Below are 13,888 nucleotides of genomic sequence, written 5' to 3'. Positions count from 1 at the left end.
TTATGAAAAAATTAATTTATACAGTACTTTTTACAATTAGTTCTTTTTTATTAATTGGTTGCGGTATTTACGGTTTTACAGGCGGTGATGTTGGTAATGCAAAAACAATTCAAGTAGATTTTTTTCCTAATCAAGCCCAATTAATAGAGCCAACTTTAAGTCAGCAATTCACAAACGAATTACAAGATTTATTTACAAGGCAAACAAATTTATCACCAACGCCAAATAACGGAGACTTGCATTTCAGCGGAGAAATTACAAGTTACAGAATTGCGCCTATGAGTGCAACATCTGCGCAAACTTCTGCCCAAAACAGATTAACAATTACCGTAAACGTTAGATATATTAATAATACGGATGAGAAAAAAGATTTCGAAAAATCGTTTTCATTCTATTCTGATTATCCAGCAACATCTCAATTAACCGGTAGCGTGCAAGAAGCAGCTTTTGAAGAAATTATAGACAGAATTACGCAAGATATTTTCAATGCTTCTGTTGGTAAATGGTAAACTAAATTTTAAATATTGAAATCTTCTACATTCATACAAATCGCCAAAGGCAAAACAGATATTCAGCAGATAGAAACTGCCGAATTAAAATCTGTAATTGAAGAATTTCCTTATTTTCAAGCAGCAAGAGCTTTGTATTTAAAAGGCTTAAAAAACCAAGACAGTTTTAAGTATAATAATGAATTAAAATTAACTGCAGCATATACAACAGACAGAACTGTTTTATTTAATTACATAACATCTTTTAAAAGTGAAATTTCTAAAGAAGAAACTATTCACGAACAAATTTCATCTAAACTAGAAAACAATCATCAAAAAGAAACTATTCTTTCTATTAATGCTGATGAAGAAACGAATACAACAACAATTATTGATAAGGCAGAAGAAAATTTAGATATAGGCAAACCTTTGTCATTCTCTGACTCAGAAAGCCACTCTTTTCAGCAATGGCTGCAGTTATCTACTAAAAAGGCGATTGTAAGAACAGAAGAAAAACCAATAAAAAAGACAATAAAAGCAGAAGATATTATTAATAAATTTATTAAAAATAATCCTAAAATAGAGCCTTTAGAAAAAGGAAAAACGATTGCTGTACCAGTTACAAAAAACAAGCAAGACGCTGCTTTAATGACAGAAACTTTAGCCAAAGTTTATCTAGAACAAAAGAAGTATGAAAACGCAATACAAGCTTATCGAATTTTAAGTTTGAAATATCCAGAAAAAAGTGGTTTCTTTGCAGACCAAATTAAAAGAATACAAATTTTACAAAAAAATAAATCATGAGTTATACAGCTTTTTTAATCCTTATTTTGATTGTAGCAGTAGCTTTAATCCTAATTGTTATGGTACAAAACCCTAAAGGTGGAGGATTATCTTCTTCTTTTGGTGGCGGTGGTGCACAATCTTTAGGTGGTGTACAAAACACAAACAACTTTTTAGACAGAACAACTTGGACGTTGGCAATTGCTATGTTTGCTTTAATTTTATTAGCAAATTTTGCAATTCCTAGAGATGGCGATAATAATTTTCAATTAGACAATACTTTAGACGGTGTAGAAACTACAACGCCAGCAGAACCAACTACAAATACAAACGATAGTTTAAAATAACTATTATTTATAAAATTTAAAATGCCAACGTAAATGACACGTTGGCATTTTTTTTTGCGCAAAAATCAACTTAATTATTTCTAATATTGAAAAAATGTCAGTTATAATCTAATGGCATAATTTCTGACTATTATGAAAGTATAAAAAAATTAATTTAATCAATAAAACGTATTAAAAATGGGATTAAACATTAAACCTTTAGCAGACAGAGTTCTTGTAGAACCTGCACCTGCAGAAACAAAAACAGCTTCCGGATTAATCATTCCAGACAATGCAAAAGAAAAGCCACAACAAGGTACAGTTGTAGCCATAGGTAATGGTAAAATAGACGAGCCATTAACTGTAAAAGTTGGTGATACTGTTTTATACAGTAAATATGGCGGAACAGACCTTAAACTAGAGGGTAAAGATTATTTAATGATGCGTGAATCTGATATTTTAGCGATCATATAAATAATGCTATTTGCTTTTAACTATTTACCTAAAGCAAAGAACAATAAAGTAAAAACAAATTATTTTAGCTAAAAGCCTAGAGCCAAAGCTAAAATCAAAAAATAAAAACAATGGCAAAAGATATAAAATTTGATATTGAAGCAAGAGATGGTTTAAAACGCGGTGTAGATGCATTGGCAAATGCCGTAAAAGTAACTTTAGGACCTAAAGGAAGAAATGTAATTATTTCTAAATCTTTTGGTGCACCAACTGTAACTAAAGATGGTGTTTCTGTTGCAAAAGAAGTTGAATTAGAAAATGAGCTTGAAAACATGGGAGCTCAAATGGTAAAAGAAGTTGCATCTAAAACAAACGATTTAGCTGGTGATGGTACAACAACGGCTACTGTTTTAGCACAAGCAATTGTAAAAGAAGGCTTGAAAAATGTTGCTGCAGGCGCAAATCCTATGGATTTAAAACGTGGAATTGACAAAGCTGTAGAAGCAATTGTTACAGATTTAGAAAAGCAAACTCAAAAAGTTGGTAATTCATCAGAAAAAATACAACAAGTAGCTTCTATTTCTGCAAATAACGATGCAGTTATAGGAGATTTAATTGCTACTGCTTTTGGTAAAGTTGGTAAAGAAGGTGTAATTACTGTAGAAGAAGCTAAAGGAACAGATACTTATGTAGATGTTGTAGAAGGTATGCAGTTTGATAGAGGTTATTTATCGCCATACTTTGTTACAGATGCGGATAAAATGATTGCAGATTTAGAAAATCCTTATGTATTATTATTCGATAAGAAGATTTCTAACTTACAAGAAATTTTACCAATCTTAGAACCAGTTTCTCAATCTGGTAGACCTTTATTAATTATTGCTGAAGATGTAGATGGACAAGCATTGGCAACTTTAGTAGTAAACAAATTAAGAGGTGGATTAAAAATTGCAGCAGTTAAAGCACCTGGTTTTGGAGACAGAAGAAAAGCAATGTTAGAAGACATCGCTATTTTAACTGGCGGAACTGTAATCTCTGAAGAAAGAGGATTCTCTTTAGAAAACGCAACTTTAGATTTATTAGGTACTGCAGAAAGCATTACTATTGATAAAGATAATACTACAATTGTAAATGGTTCTGGTGATGCAGATACTATTAAAACAAGAGTTAGTCAAATAAAGGCTCAGATAGAAACTACAACATCAGACTACGACAAAGAAAAATTACAAGAACGTTTAGCTAAATTAGCTGGTGGTGTTGCTGTATTATATGTTGGTGCTGCCTCTGAAGTAGAAATGAAAGAGAAGAAAGACAGAGTTGATGATGCTTTACATGCAACAAGAGCTGCTGTAGAAGAAGGTATTGTTGCTGGTGGTGGTGTTGCCTTAGTTCGTGCTAAAAAAGTATTAGAAAAATTAGCTACAGAAAACTTAGATGAAACAACAGGTGTGCAAATTGTTAACAAAGCAATTGAGGCTCCTTTAAGAACTATTGTAGAAAACGCTGGTGGCGAAGGTTCTGTTGTAATAAACAAAGTTTTAGAAGGTAAAAAAGACTTTGGTTATGATGCAAAATCAGATCAATATGTAAATATGTTAGATGCTGGTATTATCGATCCTAAAAAAGTAACTCGTGTTGCTTTAGAAAACGCAGCTTCTGTTGCTGGAATGATTTTAACTACAGAATGTGCTTTAATTGATATTAAAGAAGATGCACCTGCAGGTGGCGGAATGCCTCCAATGGGTGGTGGAATGCCAGGAATGATGTAGTAACATACTTCTACAAATAAATTTCTCTTTTATAGTTTTGATTTTAAAGAGAAATATTAAATAAAAAAATCCGTTAGAATTCATTTTCTAACGGATTTTTAATTTTAATAAAATATCGATTAGCCTCGAGAACACATTGCGTCCCAAGTTGTCCAGAATTTCACATTAACACCTCCCATTAAAGGTTTTTCATCTGCTATTAAACCAACAAAAGAGGCACAATTAGCATTACAGCCAATTACATTTTTACTGCCAGATTGAGCAGGAACATTAACTCTCATAGGTGGATTTGTAGATGAATTTAATGCAGTAACTTCAATATTAAAGTCTCCTGATAAATTTGGAGTTTTAATTTGTTTTGTAGGGTTTTCTGAAGTTATTGTATCACTCCAACTTCCTTGAGAAAATGTAACCGACCAACCTTTTACAACATTTGCTGTATCATTTTGTGGCGATATATAAACCCAAAACTGAGCTCCTCCTCCTAATTTAACTTCATTTTCAATATTTGCAATTCCAGACATAATAAATTGTTTTATAGTTTCTTACTCTATTATAGGTTTTTCAGATTCCACCTTTTTAGAGTTGTAAAATTGAAATAAAACAATTGATAATTTTAGCGTGTAATTACTCTTTTTATAAATTCTAGTACTTGTACTTAAGTAAAATACCCCATCGATTATGATGAGGTATTTATACTTTATAGTTAAAATTTAATTACATTTTTTGCAACCATGTTTTAATATCTACTTCTGCTTTTATAATATCTTTTAAATCAGAAATTTTAACACGCTTTTGCTCCATGGTGTCTCTATGTCTTATTGTAACAGATTTATCCTCTAAAGAATCATGATCTACTGTTATACAAAACGGTGTACCTGCAGCATCTTGTCTTCTGTAACGTTTACCTACGGCATCTTTTTCATCATAAAAAACATTAAAATCCCATTTTAAGTCATCCATAATTTGCCTTGCAACTTCTGGTAACCCGTCTTTTTTAACTAACGGAAATATTGCTGCTTTAAAAGGTGCTAAAACTGCTGGTAATTTTAAAACTGTTCTTGTTGTACCATTTTCTAAAGCTTCTTCTTGTAAAGAATTAGAAAAAACAGCTAAAAACATTCTGTCTAAACCAATAGAAGTTTCTACTACATAAGGTGTGTAATTTTTGTTCTCTTCGTGATCGAAATATTGTAATTTCTTACCAGAAAATTCTTCGTGAGCTTTTAAGTCGAAATCTGTTCTAGAATGAATTCCTTCTAATTCTTTAAACCCGAAAGGAAACTTAAATTCGATATCTGCAGCAGCATCTGCATAATGGGCTAATTTATCATGATCATGAAAACGGTAATTATCTGCACCCATACCTAATGATAAATGCCATTTTAAACGCGTTTCTTTCCATTGATTATACCATTCTTTTTGTGTACCAGGTTTCACAAAAAATTGCATTTCCATTTGTTCAAACTCACGCATTCTAAAAATAAATTGTCTTGCAACAATTTCATTTCTAAATGCTTTACCACTTTGAGCAATTCCGAAAGGAATTTTCATTCGTCCGGTTTTCTGAACATTTAAAAAATTCACAAAAATACCTTGTGCAGTTTCTGGTCTTAAATATACTTGTGTCGAACTATCGGCTGAAGCACCAATTTGAGTACCAAACATTAAGTTAAACTGCTTAACTTCTGTCCAGTTTTTAGAACCTGTTAATGGGTCTGCAATCTCTAATTCTTCAATTAATAATTTTACATCAGCTAAATCTTCATTTTCTAAAGATTTACCCATTCTAGATAAAATAGTATTAATTTTTTCTTGATAACCAAGAACTCTACCATTAGTAGCTAAAAATTCTTCCTTATTAAATGCATCACCAAAACGTTTTGCAGCTTTTGTTACTTCCTTGTTTATTTTACCTTCAATTTTGGCACAATAATCTTCTATTAAAACATCTGCTCTATATCTTTTTTTAGAATCTTTATTATCAATTAAAGGATCATTAAATGCATCTACATGGCCAGAAGCTTTCCAAGTTGTTGGGTGCATTAAAATAGATGCATCTATACCAACAATATTTTCATGCATTTGCACCATTGCTTTCCACCAATAATCTCTAATATTTTTCTTTAACTCAACACCATTTTGAGCATAATCGTAAACCGCACTTAAACCGTCATAAATTTCAGATGATTGAAATACATAACCATATTCTTTAGCGTGCGATAATACTTTTTTAAATTGATCTTCTTGTTTTGCCATAATGGCGACAAAGATAAACGTTTAGACAACTTTTTCAAGAAAAAAATAATTTCATTTTAACAAAAATAGTAGGTTATTATTCCGATTAATCATAGTGAAACTTAAAAATCAGACTAAAAAAAATAAAGTATCTTTAATAAAAAAAAGCGAACAAGGAAAAATGAACTTTTTAAAGGATTTATTATATCTTTTTTATCCTGAAATTTGTGCAAATTGCCAAAATCAATTGCTTAAAAATGAAACCATATTGTGTTTAATATGCAGACACGATTTACCTTTAACTAATTTTGATAGTTATACTGACAATAAAATTACCAACTCTTTTAAAGGTAGAGTTTTAATTGAAAAAGCAAATGCATTATTATTTTTCAGAAAAAAAAGTATTACAAAGAATTTAATTCACGAACTTAAATATAAAAACAATGAAGATATTGGCTTGTTTTTTGGAAATTGGCTTGGTGAAATATTAGCAAATAATAAAGAATTTTCTAAAATAGACTGCATAGTTCCTGTACCTATTCACGCTAAAAGAAAACGTAAAAGAGGTTACAACCAAGTTACCAAATTTGGTAAAACTTTAAGCAAACATTTAAAAATACCGCTGGTTGAAGATGTTTTAATTCGGAATTTAGACACTAAAACACAAACCCGAAAAAGTAGGTTTGAAAGATTTAACAATTTAGAAGCTAAATTTGAAATTACAGACAATTCAATTTTAAAAAATAAACACATTTTAATTATAGATGATGTAATTACAACAGGCGCAACAATAGAGGCCTGCGCAAAAGAACTTTTAAAATCTACCGGAATTAAAATTAGCATTTTAGCAATGGCTTACACAGATTAAATTTTGTGATTTATTTTGAAAAATAAATTGTTAATTTGTAGAAAATTTACTTTTGTGAAATTCATTTATAAATCTCTTTTTTTTATTGTTCTTGCTACTTTAATAGTTAGTTGTGCAAAAACAGGTAGACCAGATGGCGGACCTAAAGATGAAAAGGCTCCTTTGTTTGTAAGCTCAAACCCGCCTTACAAAACAATCAACTTTAATAAAAAAGAAGTTAAACTAGAGTTTAACGAGTTTATAAAACTAAAAGATTTAAACAAACAATTAGTAGTTTCTCCGCCGTTAAAAAACCCATTATTAGTAACACCTCAAGGAACAGCTAGTAAGTTTTTAAAAATAGAAATCTTAGATACTTTAGCAAAAAACACAACTTACATTTTTAACTTTGGTAATGCTATCGAAGATAATAATGAAAACAACAAATTAGAACAATTTAAATACATCTTTTCTACAGGAAGTTATATTGATTCTCTTGAAACATCAGGAACTATTAAAGACGCTTTTTTTAACAAAAAACCGAAAAACACAAGTGTTGTATTGTATAAGTTAGACAGTACTTACACAGATTCTATAATTTACAAACAAAAACCAAATTACGTAACTACTGCTATAGACACAACCACTTTTAGATTTACAAATTTAAAAGAAGGAAAATATCTTTTAATGGCATTAGAAGAATCTACTAGCGATTATATTTTTAATCCTAAATTAGATAAAATTGGTTTTTATACAGACACAATTACATTACCAAAAGATAGTATTATTAATATACCTATTACACTTTTTAAAGAAAAACAACCTTATGCTTTTAAAAGAGCTAAAGAAATTACAAAAGGTAAAATAGAATTTGGATACGAAGGTGAAATAAAAGATTTTAAAGTTTCTCTATTATCAAAAGTTCCAGAAGATTTTAAGAGCATCTCAAAGTTCGAAACAGATAAAGATACTTTAAACTATTGGTATACACCTTTAGAATTAGACTCACTTAATTTTCTAGTTACTAATGATATTTTTATAGATACAGTAACAGTTAAATTTAGAAAGAAAAAACTAGATTCTTTAACTCTAAAACCCTCTGTTGGTGGTACCTTACAATTTAGAGACACCTTTTTCATAAAAAGTAACAACCCGATTATAAAATTAGATACCAGTAAAATTTCACTTATAGATAAAGATACAATTGCAGTAAATTATTCGAGTTTTCTTTCTAAAAAAGAAAACAAGATTGGTTTTATATTTAAGAAAAATCAAAAAGAAAACTACACATTAAAAGCATTACCAGGAAGTTTTACTGATATTTATAATATTGAAAACGACACCTTAAATTATAATTTTAAAACTTTAGAATTAGAAGATTATGGTAAAATTACCTTAAACGTTGTAAATCAAGATTCAGAAAACTTAATTATCGATTTACTAACGGGTAAAGATTTTGATCAAATTGTTGAAAGAAAATATTTAAACAAAACAGAAAAATTGGTTTTTACACTTTTAGAACCCAATACTTATATGGTTAGGGCAATAATTGATAAAAACAATAATAAAAAGTGGGACACCGGAAACTTTTTATTAAGACAAAAGCCAGAAAACATTATTTATTATCAAGAAGAGCTAAAAGTAAGAGCTAACTATTTTTTAGAGGGTAACACATTCACAGTTAAAAACTTAAAATAATCTTGCAACTGTAAAAAATTTATTTATCTTTGTTTTTTTACTTTTAAGACCCCTAAATCTTGAGAACCCCTATAACAATTATTTTTGTAATTGTTTTTATTCTAGAATTTAAGGCGCAGCATTACACACACGATATCGGTGGTTTTGTTGGCACCACTAGTTTACAAACAGATTACGGTGAGAGAAACCATTTTGGAAGCGAGTATAACAACAAAGGTATGTCTTTTGCTGTTGCTCATTATCTTCATTTTTTCAACAGAACATTGCGTTGGGATCCTAATGATATAATGAGAAATCACTTAATGGTTAAAACTGAAATTCAGTATGTAAAAAATACCGAGTTAGAACATCATGGCTATTGGGCTTCTAAACAAAGTTATGGTGGCGAGCAACTAAGAGCCATGAAAGGAAGTATAAGAATGATAAATTTAGGTTTGCATTTAGAATACTTTTTAAGACCTCTAGAAGAATTTGTTTATCCTTACACAGATATTTCTTTCAATCCATTTTTTACTTTCGGTATTCAATATTCATTTTATAACAACAGTTTAAAATCTGAACTTGGTAATTGGCAAGAAGATATAGCGGTTTTACCTAAAAAATATACAGAAGAAAATTCTTTAGATATTGGTAGCGGAGAAGCTTTTGCTTTTAATATTGGTTTAGGAACCAGATATAAACTTACTGAAAAACTAGACTTATCTGCTCAATTTAATTATTCTTATTTCTTTTCTGATAAAATTGATGGTTTAAAAGCAGAAGTTTTTGAAAATAGAAACAATGAATGGGCATTAACCATGCAAGTTGGTTTAATATATCACCTTAACTTTAGTACTCCGTTATTCTACTAAAACTAATAATATCTTTATTAAATTGAATAAAAGCATTATAAATTGATATGGTTTTTTTATTTGATATGAAGATATTTAGTCAAAAAATACTATCATATTATTTTAAAAAATTAAGATTCAGTATAAACTAGTTTTACTAACTATTTAGTATTTGAAGAGGAAATTTAAGATAGTTTTCAGCTTACTAACTTGTGCTAAATATAGTTTTACGTTCTATATCGAAAACTAAAATTTAATCAAAGAATTGAATTTATTCAAACTTGACTACTATATAAGGTAAAAATTTAAAAAGGGAAAAAATTTCTAAATGTAGAGGGCAATTTAAAGTATAACTTACTTTAAATTAATATAGAAATTAGTTAGGGTTCTTGGATATTTTAAGACGTATCGGTCTGCTATTTCAAATGTATGTTTAATCATTCTAGCATCTACTAAAACCTTGTGTTTAACTTTAGAGGAAACTTTGTGCTTTGGTAGAATTTTCTTGAATGGATTACTCATAATTTTTTATAATGATTCGTATACTTTAACAACCTTGGCTTTGGCTCGTTTAACTCTCATTTTAACTGCACTTTCACCAATATTTAAAACTTCTTTTATTTCTTTAATACTCTTATCATCTTGGTATTTCATCAATAAAATCATTTTATCCGAAGGATCTATTAAAGATAAAGCTTTTGCAAGTTTAGCAGATTTTAATTCTAATAAATTAGCATCTTCAATTTCTTCAAAAGAATCGTTATTCTCTTTAATTTGATCTGTTACAATTGTAACTTTCTCTTTTTTCTTATGGCTGTTTCTTTGCACATAATTTACACAAAAATTATATGTAAAAGAATACAACCAAGTAGAAAACTTAGAATTACCTTTAAAAGTTTTTAATTTAACAAATAGTCTAACAAAAACATCGTGCATTAAATCTTCTGCTTCTTCTTTGCTTTTTGAAAAACCATAACACTTATTATATACAACGCTAGAAAATCTATCGTATAATGTTGCAAATAATTCTGTATTATTAGTTCTAACTATTTCGAAAACTAATTCTTCATCTGTAATTTTTAATTCTATCGTATTCACTTCGGTTGGTTTTATGACACTAAATAACAACATAAGTCACACTTAAAATTTTTAAAAAGATAAACGGTTATTATTTATCGGTAAACGGTTAAATATTATCTTTTTGTAAAAAAATCGTTTCTTTTTGTAACATTATGTTTCGTTCTTCCGTATAAGTAAGTGTAGCAAGAGTATTAATCCTTAAAAAAAGGTTAGAGAGAATTTAGATGAGACAACTAAAAATTACCAAGCAGGTTACTAATAGAGAAACTGCATCATTAGACAAATATTTACAAGAGATAGGAAAGGTAGATTTAATTACTGCCGATGAAGAAGTAGAATTAGCACAGTTAATTAAAGCCGGAGACCAAAGAGCTTTAGAAAAATTAACCAAAGCCAATTTACGTTTTGTTGTATCTGTTGCAAAACAATATCAAAACCAAGGATTAACTTTACCAGATTTAATTAACGAAGGTAATTTAGGTTTAATTAAAGCTGCAAAACGTTTCGATGAAACTCGTGGTTTTAAATTTATCTCTTATGCCGTTTGGTGGATTCGTCAATCTATATTACAAGCACTTGCAGAACAATCTAGAATCGTACGTTTACCATTAAATAAAATTGGTTCTATTAATAAAATTAACAAAATGTACGCTTTCTTAGAACAAGAAAACGAGCGTCCGCCTTCTGCAGAAGAAATTGCTAAGAAATTAGACATGACTGTTAATGACGTTAAAGAATCTATGAAAAATTCTGGACGTCACGTATCTATGGATGCACCTTTAATTGAAGGTGAAGATTCTAATTTATACGATGTTTTAAACTCTGGTGAATCACCAAACCCAGATAGAGTGTTATTACACGAATCTTTACGTATAGAAATTAATAGAGCTTTAGAAACATTGACTCCAAGAGAAGCAGATGTTGTAAAATTATACTTTGGTTTAGGTGAGCACCAACCAATGACTTTAGAAGAAATTGGTGAAACTTTCGATTTAACAAGAGAACGTGTTCGTCAAATTAAAGAAAAAGCAATTAGAAGATTAAAGCACACGTCTAGATCTAAAATTTTAATGACTTACTTAGGTTAGCTATTGCAAATTGTACCAAGTATTTCATTCATACTCTTAAAAAAGTATAAAAAACTCAAAACTCTCGAAATTCTTTTCGGGAGTTTTTTTTTGAAGTTATTTCCTGTTTTCTGTACTCGCTTTTTTTCTTATCAAACAAAAAGCCAAAAAATTAAAACCTTGGCTATCGACCTTCGATTAATTACCTTTGCAAAACTAAATAACAACACAACAACAAATACATGAGTAATTTAATTGCACCTTCGGTTTTAGCAGCAGATTTTGCCAACTTACAGCGCGATATAGAAATGGTTAATAATAGTGAAGCAGATTGGTTTCATATAGATATTATGGATGGCGTTTTTGTACCAAACATTTCTTTTGGAATGCCTGTTTTAAAAGCCATTAAAAAACACGCTACTAAAACAATCGACGTACATTTAATGATTGTAAATCCAGATCAATACATTCAAACATTTGCAGATTTAGGTGCAGATATTTTAACAGTGCATTATGAAGCTTGTACACATTTACACAGAACAGTGCAAGCCATAAAAGCTGCCGGAATGAAAGCAGGAGTTGCCTTAAATCCGCACACACCAATTGCTGTTTTAGAAGACATTATAGCAGATTTAGATTTGGTTTGTATTATGAGTGTTAACCCAGGTTTTGGCGGACAATCATTTATAGAAAATACGTATAAAAAAGTAAGTCAATTAAAACATTTAATAGAGTTTACAGAATCTTCTTGCCAAATAGAAATAGATGGTGGTGTAACTAATTTAAATGCTAATAAATTAATAGAAGCTGGTGCAAATGTATTGGTTGCCGGCAGTTATGTTTTTGGAGCAGAAAACCCTACAGAAACAATTGCCGATTTAAAAAATATTATACAGTAATTGCTATATACAGTAGTAGACATAGAAACCACAGGAAATGGATATAAAGGTTCGAAAATAACCGAAATATCCATTTTTGTTTTCGATGGAAAAAAAATTGTAGATGAGTTTACATCCTTAGTAAATCCAGAACAAAATATACCTGCATTTATAACTAATCTCACTGGTATTACAAATGCCATGGTTAGAAATGCACCGAAGTTTTATGAGATTGCTAAAAAGGTCGAAGAAATTACAAAAGACACCGTTTTTGTGGCACACAATGTTAATTTCGATTATAATATAATTCACGAAGAGTTTAAAAATTTAGGTTTTAATTTTAAACGAAAAAAACTGTGTACGGTTCGTTTATCTAGAAAAATTATGCCCGGTTTAAATTCTTACAGCTTGGGTAATATTTGTACTGTAGAAAACATTCCTATTAATGGTAGGCACAGAGCAAAAGGCGATGCAGAAGCAACTACAGAATTATTTAGACGATTGATAGAAAGAGATGATAATTTTATAATTAATTCTTTTTTAAACCCTCGCTCTAGACAAGCAACCTTACCACCTTTATTAGATAAAAAAATTGTAGACAATTTACCTGAAACATTTGGTGTTTATTATTTTAAGAATAGCGATAAAGAAGTAATTTATGTTGGTAAAGCTAACAATATAAAACAGCGTGTTATTAGTCATTTTTATGACAAAAAGAAGAAAGAACAAAACATGTGTTTAGAAACTGCTGATATTTCTTTTATCAAAACAGGTAGTGAATTATTAGCATTATTGCACGAATCGGAAGAAATTAAAAGCATTTACCCAAAATACAATAGAGCACAAAGAAAATCTGGAGAAGCCGTTGGTTTATTTTCTTACGAGGACCAAAAAGGAATCATTCATTTGGCATATAATCGGTTAAAATTAATTCCGAATGCAATGATGAAATATTACTCTGTTGCAGAAGCTAGAAAGCACATAGAAAATTTGTGTGAAGAATTTGAACTTTGCCCGAAATATTGCCATTTACAAACGAATGTATCTAGCTGTTTTCATTATCAAATTAAAGAATGTAAAGGAGTTTGTTGTGGTAAAGAATCTGTAGAAAATTATAATTTACGCGTAAAAGAAGCAATAAACTCTGCAGGAATTGGAGCAGAAAATCTAGTAATTAAAGAAACTGGAAGATCAGAAAATGAAGTTGGTTTTGCTTTAATTTTAGACGGAATTTACAAAGGTTTTGGTTATGTAGATTCTGATCAAGCGAATCAACTAACTAATCCAGAAGATTATCAATTTTTTGTTCAGCCTAAAAAAGACAACAGAGATGTACAAAGAATTATTGCAGCATATTTAAAGAAAAAAAATACTTTTAATGAAGACATCAATAGTATTGAATCTTCAGAAAAAGTATAAGTTTATTATCTT

Annotated in this window: 14 protein-coding genes; 11 read left to right on the top strand and 3 right to left on the bottom strand. The window is 29.5% G+C overall.

Annotated features, from left to right (window positions below; genetic code table 11):
• Positions 1-2: 2 nt before the first annotated feature.
• The 5 genes from B5464_RS08975 to groL all read left to right on the top strand — a co-directional run bounded on the left by B5464_RS08975 (position 3) and on the right by groL (position 3,819).
• The gene (locus tag B5464_RS08975) at positions 3-509 is read left to right on the top strand and encodes an LptE family protein (protein ID WP_079738087.1); all 507 of its coding nucleotides are present in this window, start codon (positions 3-5) and stop codon (positions 507-509) included.
• 15 nt (positions 510-524) lie between these two features.
• Positions 525-1,292, top strand: a complete 768-nt coding sequence (locus tag B5464_RS08970; protein WP_079738086.1) for a hypothetical protein — start codon at positions 525-527, stop codon at positions 1,290-1,292.
• A complete protein-coding gene (gene secG / locus B5464_RS08965) occupies positions 1,289-1,618 on the top strand; it encodes a preprotein translocase subunit SecG (RefSeq protein ID WP_079738085.1) in 330 nt (109 codons plus the stop codon). The genes B5464_RS08970 and secG overlap by 4 nt, the downstream gene beginning before the upstream one ends.
• 177 nt (positions 1,619-1,795) lie before the next feature.
• On the top strand, positions 1,796-2,071 hold the full coding sequence (groES, locus tag B5464_RS08960) for a co-chaperone GroES (RefSeq protein WP_077811052.1): 276 nt from the start codon (positions 1,796-1,798) through the stop codon (positions 2,069-2,071).
• 110 nt (positions 2,072-2,181) lie between these two features.
• A complete protein-coding gene (gene groL, locus B5464_RS08955; protein ID WP_077811051.1) occupies positions 2,182-3,819 on the top strand; it encodes a chaperonin GroEL in 1,638 nt (545 codons plus the stop codon).
• A 119-nt stretch (positions 3,820-3,938) separates the two neighbouring features.
• Here the strand turns inward: groL and B5464_RS08950 are convergent, their stop codons facing one another.
• Positions 3,939-4,343 (bottom strand): hypothetical protein, encoded by a 405-nt coding sequence (locus tag B5464_RS08950; protein ID WP_079738084.1) that lies wholly within the window; start codon positions 4,341-4,343, stop codon positions 3,939-3,941.
• 193 nt (positions 4,344-4,536) lie between these two features.
• Positions 4,537-6,078, bottom strand: a complete 1,542-nt coding sequence (locus B5464_RS08945; protein WP_079738083.1) for a glycine--tRNA ligase — start codon at positions 6,076-6,078, stop codon at positions 4,537-4,539.
• A 160-nt stretch (positions 6,079-6,238) separates the two neighbouring features.
• Between B5464_RS08945 and B5464_RS08940 the strand changes: the two genes are divergently transcribed.
• From B5464_RS08940 to B5464_RS08930, 3 genes are read left to right on the top strand one after another with little or no spacing between them, the layout of a single operon-like run.
• The gene (locus B5464_RS08940; protein ID WP_079739002.1) at positions 6,239-6,925 is read left to right on the top strand and encodes a ComF family protein; all 687 of its coding nucleotides are present in this window, start codon (positions 6,239-6,241) and stop codon (positions 6,923-6,925) included.
• A 54-nt stretch (positions 6,926-6,979) separates the two neighbouring features.
• On the top strand, positions 6,980-8,602 hold the full coding sequence (locus tag B5464_RS08935) for an Ig-like domain-containing protein (protein WP_079739001.1): 1,623 nt from the start codon (positions 6,980-6,982) through the stop codon (positions 8,600-8,602).
• Positions 8,603-8,661: 59 nt separating this feature from the next.
• Positions 8,662-9,453 (top strand): hypothetical protein, encoded by a 792-nt coding sequence (locus B5464_RS08930; RefSeq protein ID WP_079738082.1) that lies wholly within the window; start codon positions 8,662-8,664, stop codon positions 9,451-9,453.
• Positions 9,454-9,960: 507 nt separating this feature from the next.
• Here B5464_RS08930 and B5464_RS08925 read toward each other — a convergent pair.
• Positions 9,961-10,530, bottom strand: coding sequence for an RNA polymerase sigma factor (locus tag B5464_RS08925; RefSeq protein WP_368348239.1), 570 nt, complete (start codon positions 10,528-10,530; stop codon positions 9,961-9,963).
• Positions 10,531-10,736: 206 nt separating this feature from the next.
• Here B5464_RS08925 and B5464_RS08920 point away from each other — a divergent pair, with 206 nt between their 5' ends.
• The 3 genes from B5464_RS08920 to B5464_RS08910 all read left to right on the top strand — a co-directional run bounded on the left by B5464_RS08920 (position 10,737) and on the right by B5464_RS08910 (position 13,876).
• Complete coding sequence (locus B5464_RS08920) at positions 10,737-11,600, top strand: RNA polymerase sigma factor RpoD/SigA (RefSeq protein ID WP_018942691.1); 864 nt, start codon at positions 10,737-10,739, stop codon at positions 11,598-11,600.
• Between the two features lie 221 nt (positions 11,601-11,821).
• Positions 11,822-12,478 carry a ribulose-phosphate 3-epimerase gene (gene rpe, locus B5464_RS08915; protein ID WP_077811045.1) on the top strand — a complete coding sequence of 219 codons (657 nt, stop codon included), beginning with the start codon at positions 11,822-11,824 and terminating at the stop codon, positions 12,476-12,478.
• The gene (locus B5464_RS08910) at positions 12,479-13,876 is read left to right on the top strand and encodes an exonuclease domain-containing protein (protein WP_079738081.1); all 1,398 of its coding nucleotides are present in this window, start codon (positions 12,479-12,481) and stop codon (positions 13,874-13,876) included. It begins immediately after the preceding gene.
• Positions 13,877-13,888: the final 12 nt, after the last annotated feature.

This window comes from Polaribacter sp. KT 15 (genome assembly GCF_900143115.1).
Classification (GTDB): Bacteria; Bacteroidota; Bacteroidia; order Flavobacteriales; family Flavobacteriaceae; genus Polaribacter; species Polaribacter marinaquae.
This window is presented reverse-complemented; position numbering and strand designations above follow the sequence as displayed.

Excerpts from the sequence above, each read along its gene's own strand:
- B5464_RS08975 (WP_079738087.1), top strand. The coding sequence starts at position 3 with ATGAAAAAATTAATTTATACAGTACTTTTTACAATTAGTTCTTTTTTA.
- B5464_RS08940 (WP_079739002.1), top strand. The coding sequence starts at position 6,239 with ATGAACTTTTTAAAGGATTTATTATATCTTTTTTATCCTGAAATTTGT.
- B5464_RS08945 (WP_079738083.1), bottom strand. The coding sequence starts at position 6,078 with ATGGCAAAACAAGAAGATCAATTTAAAAAAGTATTATCGCACGCTAAA.
- B5464_RS08920 (WP_018942691.1), top strand. The coding sequence starts at position 10,737 with ATGAGACAACTAAAAATTACCAAGCAGGTTACTAATAGAGAAACTGCA.
- groES (WP_077811052.1), top strand. The coding sequence starts at position 1,796 with ATGGGATTAAACATTAAACCTTTAGCAGACAGAGTTCTTGTAGAACCT.
- secG (WP_079738085.1), top strand. The coding sequence starts at position 1,289 with ATGAGTTATACAGCTTTTTTAATCCTTATTTTGATTGTAGCAGTAGCT.
- groL (WP_077811051.1), top strand. The coding sequence starts at position 2,182 with ATGGCAAAAGATATAAAATTTGATATTGAAGCAAGAGATGGTTTAAAA.
- rpe (WP_077811045.1), top strand. The coding sequence starts at position 11,822 with ATGAGTAATTTAATTGCACCTTCGGTTTTAGCAGCAGATTTTGCCAAC.
- B5464_RS08950 (WP_079738084.1), bottom strand. The coding sequence starts at position 4,343 with ATGTCTGGAATTGCAAATATTGAAAATGAAGTTAAATTAGGAGGAGGA.